Annotated in this window: 13 protein-coding genes; 12 read left to right on the forward strand and 1 reads right to left on the reverse strand. The window is 47.5% G+C overall.

Annotation, left to right across the window (positions count from 1 at the left end):
- Positions 1 to 268 precede the first annotated feature (268 nt).
- A complete protein-coding gene (locus ACH19P_RS18525) occupies positions 269 to 3349 on the forward strand; it encodes a hypothetical protein (protein ID WP_462160102.1) in 3081 nt (1026 codons plus the stop codon).
- A gap of 118 nt (positions 3350 to 3467) precedes the next feature.
- Here the strand turns inward: ACH19P_RS18525 and ACH19P_RS18530 are convergent, their stop codons facing one another.
- Entirely contained in the window at positions 3468 to 5480 is a 2013-nt protein-coding gene (locus tag ACH19P_RS18530; protein ID WP_462160103.1) for a fused MFS/spermidine synthase, read from the reverse strand.
- Positions 5481 to 5711: 231 nt separating this feature from the next.
- Between ACH19P_RS18530 and ACH19P_RS18535 the strand changes: the two genes are divergently transcribed.
- The 11 genes from ACH19P_RS18535 to ACH19P_RS18585 all read left to right on the forward strand — a co-directional run bounded on the left by ACH19P_RS18535 (position 5712) and on the right by ACH19P_RS18585 (position 15992).
- Positions 5712 to 6614, forward strand: a complete 903-nt coding sequence (locus tag ACH19P_RS18535) for a cyclase family protein (protein WP_462160104.1) — start codon at positions 5712 to 5714, stop codon at positions 6612 to 6614.
- Positions 6615 to 7524: 910 nt separating this feature from the next.
- A complete protein-coding gene (locus tag ACH19P_RS18540) occupies positions 7525 to 9081 on the forward strand; it encodes a phage tail sheath family protein (protein ID WP_462160105.1) in 1557 nt (518 codons plus the stop codon).
- A gap of 64 nt (positions 9082 to 9145) precedes the next feature.
- A complete protein-coding gene (locus ACH19P_RS18545) occupies positions 9146 to 9655 on the forward strand; it encodes a phage tail protein (protein WP_462160106.1) in 510 nt (169 codons plus the stop codon).
- Positions 9655 to 10458 (forward strand): hypothetical protein, encoded by an 804-nt coding sequence (locus tag ACH19P_RS18550; RefSeq protein ID WP_462160108.1) that lies wholly within the window; start codon positions 9655 to 9657, stop codon positions 10456 to 10458. The genes ACH19P_RS18545 and ACH19P_RS18550 overlap by 1 nt, the downstream gene beginning before the upstream one ends.
- Positions 10455 to 11297 (forward strand): hypothetical protein, encoded by an 843-nt coding sequence (locus ACH19P_RS18555; protein WP_462160109.1) that lies wholly within the window; start codon positions 10455 to 10457, stop codon positions 11295 to 11297. Before ACH19P_RS18550 ends, ACH19P_RS18555 begins: the two co-directional genes overlap by 4 nt.
- Position 11298: 1 nt before the next feature.
- Positions 11299 to 12330, forward strand: coding sequence for a Pvc16 family protein (locus tag ACH19P_RS18560; protein WP_462160111.1), 1032 nt, complete (start codon positions 11299 to 11301; stop codon positions 12328 to 12330).
- The gene (locus ACH19P_RS18565; RefSeq protein WP_462160112.1) at positions 12327 to 13649 is read left to right on the forward strand and encodes an ATP-binding protein; all 1323 of its coding nucleotides are present in this window, start codon (positions 12327 to 12329) and stop codon (positions 13647 to 13649) included. The genes ACH19P_RS18560 and ACH19P_RS18565 overlap by 4 nt, the downstream gene beginning before the upstream one ends.
- The gene (locus tag ACH19P_RS18570) at positions 13649 to 13900 is read left to right on the forward strand and encodes a hypothetical protein (protein ID WP_462160114.1); all 252 of its coding nucleotides are present in this window, start codon (positions 13649 to 13651) and stop codon (positions 13898 to 13900) included. The genes ACH19P_RS18565 and ACH19P_RS18570 overlap by 1 nt, the downstream gene beginning before the upstream one ends.
- Positions 13897 to 14559 carry a CIS tube protein gene (locus tag ACH19P_RS18575; RefSeq protein ID WP_462160116.1) on the forward strand — a complete coding sequence of 221 codons (663 nt, stop codon included), beginning with the start codon at positions 13897 to 13899 and terminating at the stop codon, positions 14557 to 14559. The genes ACH19P_RS18570 and ACH19P_RS18575 overlap by 4 nt, the downstream gene beginning before the upstream one ends.
- Positions 14560 to 14574: 15 nt before the next feature.
- Positions 14575 to 14859, forward strand: coding sequence for a hypothetical protein (locus ACH19P_RS18580; RefSeq protein ID WP_462160118.1), 285 nt, complete (start codon positions 14575 to 14577; stop codon positions 14857 to 14859).
- 2 nt (positions 14860 to 14861) lie between these two features.
- A complete protein-coding gene (locus ACH19P_RS18585) occupies positions 14862 to 15992 on the forward strand; it encodes a phage late control D family protein (RefSeq protein ID WP_462160120.1) in 1131 nt (376 codons plus the stop codon).
- The last annotated feature ends 10 nt before the right edge of the window (positions 15993 to 16002 follow it).

Genomic DNA, 16002 nt, shown 5'->3' on the forward strand with positions numbered 1-16002 from the left:
ACTAAATATTAAACAAGTCTATTCACCCATGAATTTCATGGCTTGCAGCAGGTTGCTGTAGTCATCGCGCCACACAAACGTCGCTGTGCTGCTCGGTTTAATTGATTTCATTCATAGTAAAATCTAGTTAAACATTCGGTTTCATAGATAAACAATAAAAATCAATGCAATACGAAACAATATATAGTTATTTGGCCGTATTTTAATCGGATGTCTATCGCGTTATACTCACCGAGAAACTTAATATTCAATAAAAGGAATTGTGAGTATGGCTAGGTTTTTTCTATTAATTCTCACCCTATGCTCCTGTTTGGCGTATGGACAGGATGCTATCGTAGTTGAGCAGCTGGGGAAGAAAGAATATTCAGATCCACATCTCTCAAGTAGTTACCCAAGAAAACCAACTGTGTTCAACAACGCAGTTTATTTCATTGCTAGTGATGGTGGGATTGACGAAAAAAGGCACCTCTTTTTAGTCAATCCAGAAACGAATGAACACTCACTAGTCATGCTTGAACCTGATGTCCCTACTGCGAACGTGACTCAGTTAAAACCGTTTGCTAACAAATTGTATTTTCAACAAGATGGCCAGGTTTACTCCATTTCAAACCTTAATGAAGTGAGTCTCGAGCCAACTGAATTGAATTTTGTGTTTGATGTCGAACACTTTGCAAATTTCGAAAACTCAACGTTTTTTGTTGCAGATTTTGGCTTGGGTGAAGAATTGTATGAATTTCAAAACAATGAAGTCACGTTAGTTAAAGATTTCAATACCGGTGGAGATGATGGTGTTACGTCCTCACTGCTAGCGCTCGGTGATGTGCTTTATTTTGGTGCAAATAACGGCACAAGTGCAAATTTATACAGCTATTCAGTTAACACAGCGTCATTTGAGCAGCTCACTCACCTAGATAGTACTGTTTCTACTCGTATTTATGACATAACAGCTAAAGATGGCTTTTTTTACTTTGATGCCCTTGGTGAAGGTGATGATGAGAGTCGGATTTTTAAATCTAATGGCTCATCCACAGAAAAAATCTATACCACGCAAGGTTTATATCTTGCAAAAATGGAGATAGTGCAGAACACGCTGGTTATAGGAGGAACGAGGCTAGGCTATGAAGTAGAGGGATGCGGAGTTGAATTTGGTGCATCGCTGATATTTATAGACCTAGACACTTTAGAGCCAGCATGCATTTCAGCCTTTGATTATTATGATGGCGGTGTCGATGCTGCTAATTTTATAACCGGTGATGATAAGGTAATTTTTGAGTATCGTAGATATCGCTATCCAAATTATGAATCTAGATGGATCAGTCAAGTTGATGTCAAAACACGAGAGCTAAGCAACATATACTTTGGCTATTATTGCCTAGCAGACGAATGCAATGTCGACACGAGTATGGTGATAGCGAATGGCAGTTTATACTTTAGCGTTAATGCCACTGCGTCTAATGGATTGGGTGATGGCCGTGGGGTTGAACTTGTATCCACCAATTTGGACACAAACAAAACATCGCTAATCGATGTAAACTCAGACAGTAGTGGTAAGTCAGCGAGCTTGAGGTTATTAAAAGCCGTAAAAAATATACTATTTGTTGAACCCTATTTACTTGAATCTGAGCGAAATACCTACTCTAGGCATATGCTTCAGTTTGACTACACAACGCAGGAGTTTGTGAATACTAAGGTCGCTTTTCCCTATGCACCTGAGGCAGCCTATTTACATGGTGAAGTAATCCATACAGAGGAGGGAGGTTGGAACGAGAATTACTATTCTCCGACCAAGACCTACATGTCAGTGTTTTCACATAATGGCTCTCTTTATTCGCTGTACGCGTCCAGATCTCAAGACGATGAAGACACTCCCTTTTGGTTGAAGCATAGACGGACTCAGTTGCAAATCAAAGAAGGCATACCAGAGTCATCTTTTCACTTAAAGGGCATTAGTGGTGTGGGCTTCAAAGCAAATACAGGAATGAAAAAAGTTGTTCATGATGCTAAATTGCGAGATGACTATCTGTTTTTAGTCAGTTATCACGTTGGCAATGAGAGGCTTTATCGGTTCAATTTTAATGACGAAACATCAACGCTTATCGACATATTCGAACCAGACATAATATTGAGTATGTTCGAAGCTAACGACAGTGCTTTCATAATTAAACGAAGCAAAAGTGGTATTGGAATATTTCAGGTTGAAAATGACCAATTACTTTTCAAGGCATCACTGAGCGAGTTTAACGAAAGCATAGGAGTACACAAAGCAAATGACTCTATTTACTTCGTAGGCAAACAAACCTCTTCAGAGACCGAATCAATTCTTGCGTTTTCTACGCTAGAACACACTATTACCAGTGTCCTAGACAATAAGGCGCAAGCTAACTATCAAAGTTTAGCTTACTTCGATGGTCATATTTTCTATGTAAATCAAGAATCTACAACTTCAAAACTGTATCAGTATGACACAGTAAATAGTGAGTTAAGTGAAGTTGCGTTAGGTAGTAACATTACTCAACCGCTTGACGTGATAACTTATTATAAAGGAATCGCCTTTCAGGCCAAGGATCACAATAATGTCTCTGCTTTGTATTCATTAAGTTTCGAGGGGCAGAATGAATTGCCCGATGCGAAGTATTCAGAGGCGATAGGAAATGCCATGCAAGCGCATCTGTATGAGTCCTCTTTTATTGTAGACAGTGACATACAGGTGTATGTAACTTCTCCGCGGTGGCTTAGTTACAACCAGAGTTTGTCACAAGTAGAAGGTACTCCTGTTTCTGAATATCATTTGTTTAATTATGAAACAGGTCGGCAAGCCGCTCATATAGTGATAGATGATGGCCAGATGCTTAACAGCTACAGTTACGAAATCATGGTCGACAAGGTTTTAAGGTTGGAACGCGGCTGGGATAACAATCCACATGCTCGCCGCGAACTAGATGCGGGAACACCTTTCTCATACCAAGTTAGGTTAATTGACAATGCTGACACCGGAGACTCTTTAGAGTTTGCTTTAACGGCTTCCATCTATGGCTCCTATACTTCTAGCGGAGAAGACGAAGTGCAAGACTGGGTTTCTATTGACCCTGATACTGGTCTAATTGAGGGTACCCCGCCCGAATTTGATGAGGCAAAGGCAGGAGGGATTGAAGTTACTGTTACAAAAGGTCCTGCTTTTTACCGAGAATATTACAGTTTCATTGTTCTACCCAGTGAAACGGTTGATGAGCAAGAAACCGAAGAAGAGTCAGGGGGGGCTATTTGGTTGTTATTAGGTTTACTAACACTAGTTCATACCATCAAAATAGGCCGATCTAAAGCTCTTAAAATGAAGAAAATAACTTATTAGTACTAAGGGTATCGTCTGGAAATTTACTCCAAGGCCTGCTTTCAAAGTTGATGCTTGCTAATCGCAAGCATCAATTTTAAATTGCTTGCGATGTACTAATCGCAACTCAACGTTTCTTCTACTCACCCATGAATTTCATGGCTTGCAGCAAGTTGCTATAGTCATCGCGCCACACAAACGTCGCTGTGCTGCTCGGCCACGGTGACTGAATTCTGCGGTAAGCACTTAAGCGCGCGTGATCTTGGCTAAGCAGCACCCAACGTACATCATGACCATGACTTTGTTGGGCTTTGGCTTCACCGTAGACAATGGCTAAATCGAATTGCTGTGCGAGCCCACGCATCAACGGAGTGAGGTCCAAGTGGGTGTTGGAGATATGCACCGCCAATACACCGTCGTCTTTTAGCTGTGTTAGATACAGTGCAATCGCTTCTTGCGTGAGTAAATGCATGGGGATTGCATCGCCGCTGAAGGCATCCAGCACCAAGGCATCAAAGCGATGCTTGTGCCCTTGTTGTTCCTCTGTAGTAAGCGTCACACGGCCATCACCTAGGTGGTATTCCAATGCCGCTTGCGATGTATTTAAGTAACTAAACTGCGCCTGAGCGGTCGTGAGTACATTCGGGTTTAGCTCGTAGAAGGTATAAGTGTCTTGGCTTTTACCATAGGCTGCCAGCGTGCCTGCACCCAAGCCAATAAAACCAACATGAGAACCATTGGGTAAGTCTTGCAATAATTGGCCAACAAGGGTCTCTGGGCGGTAATAACTTTGTGGCTCGCCTTTACCTGCACCTTCAAGCACTTCCACTCCATGCGTCGTTGTGCCATCAATCAAACGGCGCTCAGTGCGCCCATCAATGTTCACCTCGGTCACGGTCAATAAGCCATAAAAGTTACGCAAGCGTTCAATATCATTACTCTTAAACTGGCCATCGAGCCACACAAATAAGCCGGCGGCGAGCACGGCGCAACTCAGTGCGCTGGCGCTCAACAGGGCGCGTTTTGGCGTGTTTTTATCGAGCCAAATACCTGTAGCGAACAGCACCAAGGCGGCACCGATAGCCAACGGATATTCGTAGTAAAGCGTGAATACCTGTGGGGCAACAAAGGTAATTACTGCGGTGCCAAGGGCGCCACCTAACGCCATCACTAAATAAAATTGGGTGAGGAATTGTGTACTTGGTTTGGCGCGAACTAGTTCACCATGGCAAATCATACAGGCGGCAAACAGAACCAAGGAATAGAGAATCACTTGGCTGACGATATCGAATTGACTGCCGATGAAGAATAAGAAGCAGGCAATAAACGCAGAAACTGCCAAGGTCGCAAGCCAGAACAGTCGGTGATAGGCTTTTGGCGAGTGGAAGCACAACACGAATGTCAGCAAATACAGCGCCAGTGGCAAAATCCATAAAAATGGCACGGGCGCGATGTTTTGCGTCATGGCATTGGTGCTTGCCGTGAGCACCATTACACCGCAAGCACTGAGTGCTAGCCATAATGACCAGTGACGGTGCACACCGCCACGAAATGCACTTTGTTCTGTGCTACCTAGTTGCTTTGCGCGTTTGTAGAAGTGTGCCATGTAGCCATAAAACGTCGCAGCGAACGCAATGAATACACCACTCCAAAGCCATGATTGCTCCGACAATCCAAGCCAAGGCTCGAGGGCAAAAGGGTAAGACAATAATGCTAAGAAGGAGCCGATGTTGGAGTAGCTGTAGAGCTTGTAAGCATGCTCATTATCTACTTTAGCTTGCCAACTTTGCATTAACGGAGCGGTTGCTGCTAAAGCGAAGTAGGGCAATCCCACGGCCATTGCCAACTGAATAAGCACACTCAACGCGGGAGTCTCGCTTTGCGCTTGCAGCATGTGTGTGCCGATGGGTAACGCGGCCGCACCAGCAAGTAGCACACCCGCGTGTACGACAAACTGCTTTTTGAGCGCTAAGCGGCTGGAAATAAGGTGTGCGTAGCCATAACTTGCAAGTAAAAATGTTTGGAAAAACAACAAACAAGCTGTCCAAACCTGAGTACCACCGCCAAAGCTGGGCAACAGCATTTTGGCCATGATGGGTTGCACTTGGAACAATAAAAATGCGCTTAAAAATACAAGAATAATCGCAAGCATTGCGACAGCCGCCTCAATATGGTGAAAAACGCGGCAAATGTAGCACACAATGACCCGGTGCAGAAATCGGGTCTCTTTAACATGGAGACACCCGAGTCACCAAAAGGCGGGTGGATGGGAATGTTTACATCGCTTTAATTATTAAATTTACGTTTCATTTACATAATATCGAAAGGTTTGGCTTATACTTGCCGCGAATGTTCGAATAACAACGTCTTAAGGGATTGATAAATGAACCTATTTAATAAAGTTAAGCGCAGCGCGTGGCTCGCGGCTGTGTTGGCAATGGCGACGACCACTTCAGCGTGCGCTGCCAACAATGGACTTATGGAGCAGCTGTCGTCTGCGCAAGTGATTGAGTTAAACCATGTATGGGATGCTAGCTCTCCGCTATTGAGCTTTAACCCGCCTTATACCATGGGTATGGTCGATAGCCACAAAGACACCGCAGGGATGATCCCTGAGTTGTCGTTTGCCGCCGACATGATGTACTTCAGTGGTCAGCATGGGGCGCCAAACATTGATGCGATAGGCCATATTGGCCACAATGGTCAAGCGTATGGTGGTATCAGTACCGAGGAAATCGAAGGGGCACGCGGATTAAAGTCATTAGGCATTGAAGAATACCCAACGGAACGCCTATTGAACCGTGCTGTGTTACTTGATGTCGCGCGCTACAAGGGCGTTGATCACTTAGCGCCGGGCTATGAAATTACTGCGCAAGACTTAGAAGAGACAGCAAAAGCGCAGAAAGTGACGATTGAAGCGGGCATGTCGGTGCTTATTCGCACTGGATTTGGCCAATTTTTTAACGACGATGCACAAAAATACATGGGCTTGCGTCCAGGCCCAGGTGCAGAAGCGGCAACCTGGTTGGCACAAAAAGATATCTTCTTAACGGGCGCAGATCAATTAAGCTACGAAGTGGTTCCGGAGTCTGGCACCATCTTCCCTGCACACCGTATTCTGCTTGCAGATAATGGTATCTACATTGTTGAAAACATGAACCTTGAAGCGCTAAGTACAGCGCTTGCCAGTGCAAAGAGCTTCGAGTTTATGCTGGTAATGAACCCACCTCGCGTTCGCGGTGCCACGGGCATGGCGGTAAACTCATTCGCTATTTTGCCGAAATAACTTCCATCAGGGTGCTAGAAAATGCGCTTTTTAGCACCCTGTACTCATGCGTGCCCCCTGGGTCTGTTGACCTTTGAAGTATGAATTTTGTTCAAATCAAAGGCTTTCAATGCAAGGAATGGGTTATGTTGCATAGTGAGCTATGTTAATAGCCCATGACAGAGCAGTGTAAGCCTTTGGTTGAACCCTTTGGGCAGCGCCATTGGGATATTTTTTCTGCGTTATCACCTGACTTACATAGAATGACTATGCGACGCAGGCTCTGCCTTGCCAAAATACCCCAATGATTGCTGCAAAAACACACAGCAAAGGTCAACAGACCCTAGGTCTTTCGCTTAGCCGTTTCCCTGTTGAATTACACCAAGGCGTTGTAAGCACTTCACGACCGTAATTGCTCTGCTTCAACAATAAAGAAATTGACTCAATAACTCACTGCTTGGTTCACAGCTAAGCAAAAAGCCATTTTCGCCATGAAAATCTGACACTATGAAACTGATGGCGATAAGCCGCTCATCTGAACCTGAAAAAGGTTCGGGATAGGCAATATAATCAAATACTTGTAAAAACATTACTTTTTATTACAAATGTTATTTTTATGTTTATTTTTACCGGTTTGCAAATGATTTTAAAGTTTATTGGTTTGATTTTAAGCTATTGATTTGTTTGTTTTTAGTTGGATTTTTAAGGAGGTTTTTGCTCTGTTGGTTTTTCGCTCTTTTTGTTAACACGATTACACTTTTTTTGTTGCTTATCCCTCCATCGTGAACTATTCCTTTAGGTCAGCGTTCCGAACGATTCGCCAAGCATTATCTGGATACGGACGGAAGAATACCAATAAGGAAATTAAGTTACAAATCCCTGCTTTATCTGCGTCATTTAATTCCCTTACATTCTTTTGACGGAGATTCACATGCCAAGCTATCTGCATCCCGGTGTTTATATAGAAGAAACACCCAGTGCTTCAAAACCCATTGAGGGAGTGTCCACCTCTATCGCAGCGTTTGTTGGTACCACCTTCCGAGGGCCAGCAAATACGCCCATTTTAATTGGCTCCTGGAATGAATATGTCAGCCAGTTTGGGGACTACTCTCAGTCTTGCGGAGTAACAAACGAAAGTGATCATATGGCCCTCGCTGTAAGGGCGTTTTATCAAAATGGCGGCAAAGCTGCCTACATTTGCCGAATTTTGGAAGACTCCAACGTTAACACTCCCACGGCCGCTACGGTGAACTTACAAGAAGGTGGTGGTGATGTATTGTCGGTTACAGCGTCTAGCGAAGGAACTTGGGGTAATGCGCTGCGCGTCGCCGTAAACCACGACGGTGACCTGTTCGAGCTGCATATTGGTACAGAAGATGCCTCCAATAACTTTGTTCCCTTGGCCACGGGAGTGTACCGCGGCCTAAGTATGAACCCAGACGAAGACAACTTCGTTGAGAAGGTAGTGAATAACAGCACGAGCCTCATTAGCGTTGCAGTATTGAATGATGCAACGGCCAACCCCGACGCTAACACCTTGGCCAATGGCGTATTCACTGATTTCGAGCCCTTGGTCAGTGGTGCACAAGCCGGCCCCGCGGCCGCAGATTACCTGTCTTTTTACAACAACATTCTGAGAAAATACCGTGATGTGTCAATTTTGGTGTTGCCGGGCCAGCAATGGTCAGCCGATAACTCAGGGAATGATTTCATCACCAACACCATTAGTCATTGTGAGTCTACCATGAGCCGCATGGTGATTGTTGACCCGCCCGCGAATACCGAATTAGTCACGGGCAACGACGTCAATACCATGGGCTTACCGACTTCCACCTATTCAGTGCTCTATTACCCTTGGGTGAATGTCAGTAACCCACTTTATCACCCCGATTCCAATCCCACAGCCAGCAAAACGGTGACTATTCCGCCGTCAGCGATTGCCGCGGCTATGTGGGCCAAAATTGATAATCGCCGTGGCGTGTGGAAAGCACCCGCAGGTGTGGAAACACGTGTGAATGTTAGTGGCTTGCAGTACTCGGTTGAGGATTTAGAGCAAGATGGGCTCAACCCCAAAGGGGTGAACTGCTTACGCAGTCGTCCTAGCTACGGTCCGGTGTTTTGGGGTAGTCGCACCCTTGCCACCAATGCTAGTCCAGAATGGCGTTATGTGCCCGTTAGGCGCACCGCCATCTTCATAGAGCAAAGTATCTTCAACGGTATTCAATGGTCCGTATTCGAGCCCAACGATCATCCTCTTTGGAGCGCCTTAAGAGCAAATATTTCTTCATTTATGAATGGGTTATTTCGCGCAGGCGCTTTCCAAGGCAAGACAGCCGATGAAGCTTATTTTGTGCGTTGTGGACTCGGCGACACCATGACCCAAGGCGATATCGACCGTGGCCAAGTCATCATCCAAGTTGGTTTCGCACCGATTAAACCCGCAGAGTTTGTGATTTTGCGCATTCAACAAAAAGTCGATCAGCAGTGATCAGTGCGGTGGCGGCGCTACACACTGAGTGTAGCTGTCGTCCCTCTATCAAGGAGAAAAAATTATGGCAGCCCCAATGTTCAACGTGAATGCGCATCGCTACGATCCGTATCGCACCTTTATGTTTCAGGTCATTATCGATGGCCAGGTTGTTGCTGGCTTGAAAAAAATGAGTGTGTTGAAGAAAACCACCGAAGCGGTGAAGTGGCGCACTGCAGGCGACCCAACTCATGAAAGAGTCTTGCCTGGTGGCACAAGTTACGAAGCCATTACGTTAGAGCAAGGCCTCACTCATGATCCTGTGTTCGAGAACTGGGCAAACTTGGTCAATAATATTCAAGGTAACGCGGCGATGTCGTTAAAAGACTACCGCAAAGACATCATCCTTAATGTACTGAACCTGCAAGGTAATGTCGCCATTTCCTACAAAGTCTACCGCGCTTGGGTATCTGAATATCAGGCATTGCCAGAGTTTGACGCTGGCACCATGAACGCCGTCGGTATTCAAAACATTATTATTCAGCACGAGGGTTGGGAAAGAGATACTGCGGTATCTGAGCCCTCTGAATCCTAATGATTTTGCCCGGTGGATTGATTAAAAGCGGTCGTCGGTATAGAAATTTTGAGCTAAAAACCCCAGGTGGAGAGACTGAACTCGCCTTGCACGATGCCATGAGTGCAGCGCCAAATCATCCTCGCTGGGTAAGTGAGTCCTTGCTTGCAGTATTGGAATCGCTCGCCGACGAAACACCGTGTTTGGAAGATGTGCAGTCTTTGTGCTTGGCTGACCGTCAGGCTATCGCGATTGCATGGTGGCTGGAAACAGGCCATGCCACACACTGGCGCAGCGTTGAATGCCCTCACTGCCAGCAACCCTTTGATATCGCCATTCCCATTGATCAATTGCCGCGCACACAGGCGGCGGATGAGTTTCCTTTTTGTTATGCGCAATTGGGCGAACAACGCGCCAAAGTGCGCTCGCCAAATGGTTTTGATTTAGAAGCTCTCGGGCAACACAGTGACACTGAGCACGCCCGCGCAATGCTGGCCAAACGCCTCATTGTTGATAGCGACTTTGATGGTGAATTACGCGAGCAAGGCATTTGCGCTATTGAAGAAGCCATCGAAGCCATGGTGCCGGAAATCGCCACTGAGCTACAAACCACATGTCCAGAGTGCGGCCATGAAAACAGCGTGACGTTTGATCCCTACCTGTGGCTGCATGCCGACATCGATGAGTTGCTCGATGAGGTGCATATCATCGCCGAGCATTATCACTGGAAGGAAAAAGACATTCTGGCACTGCCAACACAGCGCAGGCAAGAGTATCTCAAGCGTATTCAAGGCGAACCTACTTCGTCACGGGAGTTGTTATGAGCCGCTACTTTAATCGATTTATTGCCGAGTCGCAGCGCCCATTAAAGGGCTATGAGCCACAGATAAATTCGCCGTTTGCATACAGCGGTGCAGTGCCTCAGCACCCGGTGGAAAAAGCCGATACGACTCATGGTGAACATACTTTGCCAAGCAAGCCGCTAGTGCATGCTTCTACAAGCAACTTGGAGGCGTCACAAGGCGATGGCGCACCGAGCCACACTCGCAAAGCGGACAAGCCTGAACATTCTCCTGCGTTGAAAGCACAAACAAGTGAGGCGCCTGCACAGGTTGAAAAGCCCAATATAGAAGCGAAATCGGCGCAAAGCAGTGCGCTGCTTCCAAGCCTACACCCGCAACCCGTTGCACAGCAACGTGCTAAACCAAGCATGAGAATTACCCGTAACGTGCATCAACCAGCGCAAATTGAGCACCCTCACAGGGGCCAAAGTAAACCTTCTATAACAAGCAGTACGCAAACACAACCATCTGAAAATATTAAACAAGTTGCAAAAGAATCGCCTGAAAACACCGACTTTTCGGATGTGCCAACGCTGTTGCCTGAAGCCAGTGAGCAATTGCCCGCTGAACCAGTCGCAGCGCCGCCAAACTCTGTGCCGAGAAGGCCAAGCATACCGCTGCGCCATCAACCCAGTGAGCAACAGCGCCGTTGGTCACAACCGAGCCAAGAACGTGCTAAGGAGTCGCCGCCAAAGCCTAATGTCCATATTGGTGAAGTCAGAATACGAATAGTCGACGTTGGTGAAAAAACGCAAGCCACCGCCAATAAGCCCAGTGCGACTGAAGATTCAGATAGTCGCTTATTAATCAGAGGAATTTAGGATGCCAATTGCTGATTCGTCACTGTATCTGATTTGCAACTCGGTCGCCGATTTCATCCGCAGTGGCCTGCAAACCTTTGATAACGATATCACTGTGTATCTCGGGTCGCCGGCTGATCTTAGTGAGCGCACAGAGGAAGACCGTATTAATCTATTTTTTTATCGCTTCGAGCCCTCGGGTTTTCAATCCAATGCACACCCAAATTTACCGTGGCAATTGCGCCTGCATTGCATGATCACCACGATGGCAATCGATCACGATAACACCCATCCTGGCGAAGACGATTTACGTTTGCTCGGGCAAGTATTGATGCTATTTCACGAGCATCGTGTTCAACCTTTGCTAGTGGTAAATGGCATTACTTTTCGTTTGAATACGGTGTTTAACCCCGCTAGCGACGAACAGCTCAATCAGCTTTGGTCTATACAAGGTGATGCATCTTATCGGCCTTCCGCGTTATTTGAAATGTCACTGGCGCCAATCGCTCCAGAGGAATTAAAAGGCGAAGCGCCGTTGGTTGGCTTTACTGGCTTTCAGGCCTCAGGCTCGGTGGAAAGTCGTTTTGACAGCTTCACTGGCACGCTGAGCACCCCCTTGTTTGCCGGTGGCACAGTCAACACCCATAACCCAGCGTGGACACCCATCATATGTTGGGTCGATGGCGATGAATGTGTCACCAGCTTAAGTTTGGATGTGGAAGACACCTTGCCAAGCAACTTTCATCCGCAGTTGTGGCTTGCGGGAAAAATAGGGGAGTCGGTATCGCTGGAATGGCAAATCTGGCAAGGCGATGAATGGCTCAGTGCCAGTGGTGTTGATTTGCTGGTGAGTTCCTCAACCATTCACCCCGATGCTATCCCCTTGAGCTTGCCAAACCTTGATTTACCTGCGCTAAGCATCGATGGTGACCATGATCGTTGGCAACTCATTGTTACGGCCACACGCAGTTATCAGGCCTTTGCCTATGGCCCAAGCACCATGCTCAAGAGTAACCCGTTGATCATTAGCTTGTATCGTGGGAGTACCGTATGACGTCGACCCTGAGACAAGTCGCAGATCTGCACCACTGGGCGGAATGGCAGCGCATTGAGCTGTTGAGTATGTGTTTATTAGCGGGCAAAGAAGGCCCTTCGAAACAACTCATTGATGAGCTAAACACCTTGCAACAACAGTCGCAAGCGTTCAGACAAACACGCTGGTGGTCGAGTTTACAAACGCCGCTTTCTCACTTTGAACTCGACATCTTGTGTTGTGTTTATGCCCCCTATATTTTGCCTCGCGTTGGTGTGCTGTATCAGAAATTACAGGCTAATCAACAAGCGTATCCGAGCTTTTTTACGATTTCAGCCTTGCTGGCGCTTGCCGATGAGGAGTTGCAAAGATTGCGCGATGCACTTGTTCGTTTGCAGCGAGCAGCGCTTGTGATTCGTGCTGATGACGACCCGTTCTCAGCCATTAAACCAGACCGCCTCGCCATAGCAAAAGTCATGGGTTGGTCGCAACAAAGCTGTGCGCCGCACGGGGCAACGCTATTGAATCATAAAGCTACATGGCAAGACTTAGTGCTGCCCATAGAGCAAGCCAACATGCTCAAAGAGTTTTTGTATTGGGTTAAACACAAAAACACGGTGGTTGACGAGTGGGGAGGGCAACAGACCGGCGGCCCAGTGGCCATGTTTGCGGGCCCTTCTGGTACCGGCAAAACCTTAGCTGCGGCGGTACTTGCTAATGACTTGGGGTGGCCGATATTTCGGGTCGACTTGTCATCTTTGGTGAGCAAATACATAGGCGAGACCGAGAAAAATATTGGTCGTTTGTTTGATGCGGTACATGGCCGCCAAGCGATTTTATTTTTCGACGAAGCGGATGCGATTATGGGTAAACGCGGCGAGCTAAAAGACGCTCGCGATCGTTACGCGAATATGGAGGTGAGCTATTTACTGGCACGCATTGAAGACCATCAGGGGCCGTGCATTGTCGCCACTAATTTGCGCTCACAAATCGACAAAGCCTTTGTACGCCGATTCCAAATGGTGATTGAGTTCCCCAAACCTGAAGTGGAGCAACGGCGTCGGCTGTGGCAACGTTTAATGCCGCCCAAAGCGCCGTTGGCGAATGACCTCGATCTTGATCTGTTAGCGTCGGCACTGAGTTTATCTGGTGGGCAAATCCGCAATGCTACCTTGCACGCAGCCTATCTTGCGGCGCAGCAGCAAAGTGCCATTTCGATGCGCCATATCGCAGTGGCTGTGTGGCGAGAATTAGCGAAAGCGAGCCCACAAGTTAAAGCCAATCAACTCGGTAAGCTGGCTGCATTTCTGCCGCAGGCGCCCCAAGGGGGGCACACATAATGAGTCTGCATATTGACCAATTATCGCTGGCGCTGCCAGTGAGTTTAACGCGGCGTAAAACCGCCATTGTGCAACTGCTGCGCAGTGAGCTTGGGCATTACAACTGGCCGGCGGATGTGCAAATCGCACAGATGACACCTGCGGATATCAGTATTTCGCCGCAGCATACCAATTTACGCATCGCCAAGGCGATAGCGCAACAGATTCACCAAAGCACATTGGCCCATTCGCGCCGGGGAGAATCAGTATGATATTTAACAATACTAAAGGCGCCTTGGTTGAGTACGGTATCACCGTGCCACCCTTGATGTTGGAGTTTGAATTCAACCCTGAATCATTGAGTCGCACGCGCAGCGTCGCTATCACCACAGGGAATGCGCCCGGCACCCGTGGTGGTTATGATTTTTCATTTCCGTGGGAGACAAACCGCGTGGCGCAAGGGGTCACTGTTGACCCTGAGCAGTTCAGTATCGATATCCTGCTTGATGCCACCGACAAAATGGCCGACAGCAATGCCCTTGGCCACAGTATTGCTAATGAGTTTGGTATTGAGCCGCAGCTTGACACCTTGCGCTCTATGGTGGAGCCCAAAGTGCAAGGTCCAGGTGGCCTGCAAGTGCTTGCGGGCATGGGCTTTGGAAGTGCCAGAGCGTTTGCTCGTGATGAACACCCTTCGGTGTTGCTGTTGGTGTGGGGGTCGCACATCCTGCCGGTGTTTATGAATAGCATTCAAGTGGATGAAACCGCCCATTTGCCGAATCTCAGACCGTACCGCGCCAAAGCCAACCTCAGTTTTCAAGTGATAGAAGGCAACAACCCTTTCTATCAAGTTGAGAAAATACGCCAAACCATCGGCGCAGGGCTTAATTTTGTCTCTGGGGGCGCCAGTGCCCTCGGCAGTTTATTTTAATCGGGAGGAAGCCACATGCTGTTGAAAAATTCCCGCTACAAAGACGCTCGGCCTTTCGAACCTGTGGCTGTTGCCGAGACATTCAATGGTTTAAGAGCCAGAGAAATCACCACGATAGAGGGTGTCATTGAACATCAAGTGCAAGAAGATGATCGTCTTGATCACCTTGCGCAGTACTATTACAACGATGCTCGCCTGTGGTGGCGAATCGTTGATGCCAACCCAGACCTGCTGTTTGCAGACAACCTGTTGAGCAAAGAGTGGATTGGCCGGGCTATTGTTATTCCAAGTGGGCGATAACGATGTTGCTTCATTGGCTTGATGATAAAAATCGTGATCCAGCAGCCTGCATTGTGCGGGTAAATGGCCATGAAATTAGTGATTTTTATGCCAATTTAGTGGAGCTGTCGGCAGTGCTTGACCGTCAAGACAGCGCCCAAGCCACGCTCGTTTTTGAAACCCGTAGATTAGATGATGGCAGCTGGCATGTGCATGACGATGATCGCATTCGTCCTTGGTCCAGCATCAGTATTGCCGCCACCTTTGGCGACACCGAACAAGCAGTGTTTGACGGCTTTATCCGCCAAGTAAAAGTGGACTTTCCTGAGCAAAAAGGCGCCGCGTTAGTAACGGTGATCTGCCAAGACACCTCGTTGCTGCTCGATAGAACACAGCGCAATGTGCGCTGGGGCGATGAAACCCCAACTACCGACGGTGCTATCGCCACGCAGATATTAGCCCAGGCAGGCATCGACAGCATTGACTCCCCAGGGCAAGGCTTTAGCAATTTAGTCGCTAATCAAAACACCACCGACATTAAATTTTTGAAAAAGCGAGCCCAGGAAAATGCCTATGACATCTTTTTTCGTGAAGGAAAAATGTACTTCGGCCCGCTGCGCATGGACCGCTCGCCCCAGCCCACGATTTTGATTTACGCCGGCCCAGAAAGTAACGCCATTCGCTTTAACTTGGAAGACGATGGTCATCACCCTGAAACCATTATTTACGAAGTGGCAAACGACGAAGACAGCAACTTTGAAGAGCACAGTGTCAGCAGTGATTTGCCTGTATACGGAACTCAACCTGCAACCTCTGAATCGGCAGGCCTTGGCGATTTCGCATGGCGTTTAGCCAGAGAAGGCTCTGCCAATGAAGAGCATGCCAATCAAAGGGCGCAGTCCACGGCCAATGAAGAAGCCTTGCGTATTAAAGCGACGGGCGATTTGGATGGTGCCTTGTATGGCCATGTGTTATTGCCCGGCGATCCGGTTTTTGTAGACGGTGTTGGCGCGCGGTATGGCGGGCGTTGGTACGTGATGAAGGTCGAACACAAATTCGACGTAAACGGCTACAAACAAAGTTTTGAAGTGGCCAGAAATGGCTACGGCGATGACTTTGAAGCGCCAACCAGCCCGATAGCTGGCTTACTTTAAAGAGCAAAGG

The sequence above is a fragment of the Pseudoalteromonas sp. GB56 genome, assembly GCF_054923835.1.

What these genes read in the sequence shown, in the direction of transcription:
- ACH19P_RS18525 (WP_462160102.1), top strand. Translation starts at nt 269, where the DNA reads ATGGCTAGGTTTTTTCTATTAATTCTCACCCTATGCTCCTGTTTGGCG.
- ACH19P_RS18530 (WP_462160103.1), bottom strand. Translation starts at nt 5,480, where the DNA reads ATGCTTGCGATTATTCTTGTATTTTTAAGCGCATTTTTATTGTTCCAA.
- ACH19P_RS18535 (WP_462160104.1), top strand. Translation starts at nt 5,712, where the DNA reads ATGAACCTATTTAATAAAGTTAAGCGCAGCGCGTGGCTCGCGGCTGTG.
- ACH19P_RS18540 (WP_462160105.1), top strand. Translation starts at nt 7,525, where the DNA reads ATGCCAAGCTATCTGCATCCCGGTGTTTATATAGAAGAAACACCCAGT.
- ACH19P_RS18545 (WP_462160106.1), top strand. Translation starts at nt 9,146, where the DNA reads ATGGCAGCCCCAATGTTCAACGTGAATGCGCATCGCTACGATCCGTAT.
- ACH19P_RS18550 (WP_462160108.1), top strand. Translation starts at nt 9,655, where the DNA reads ATGATTTTGCCCGGTGGATTGATTAAAAGCGGTCGTCGGTATAGAAAT.
- ACH19P_RS18555 (WP_462160109.1), top strand. Translation starts at nt 10,455, where the DNA reads ATGAGCCGCTACTTTAATCGATTTATTGCCGAGTCGCAGCGCCCATTA.
- ACH19P_RS18560 (WP_462160111.1), top strand. Translation starts at nt 11,299, where the DNA reads ATGCCAATTGCTGATTCGTCACTGTATCTGATTTGCAACTCGGTCGCC.
- ACH19P_RS18565 (WP_462160112.1), top strand. Translation starts at nt 12,327, where the DNA reads ATGACGTCGACCCTGAGACAAGTCGCAGATCTGCACCACTGGGCGGAA.
- ACH19P_RS18570 (WP_462160114.1), top strand. Translation starts at nt 13,649, where the DNA reads ATGAGTCTGCATATTGACCAATTATCGCTGGCGCTGCCAGTGAGTTTA.
- ACH19P_RS18575 (WP_462160116.1), top strand. Translation starts at nt 13,897, where the DNA reads ATGATATTTAACAATACTAAAGGCGCCTTGGTTGAGTACGGTATCACC.
- ACH19P_RS18580 (WP_462160118.1), top strand. Translation starts at nt 14,575, where the DNA reads ATGCTGTTGAAAAATTCCCGCTACAAAGACGCTCGGCCTTTCGAACCT.
- ACH19P_RS18585 (WP_462160120.1), top strand. Translation starts at nt 14,862, where the DNA reads ATGTTGCTTCATTGGCTTGATGATAAAAATCGTGATCCAGCAGCCTGC.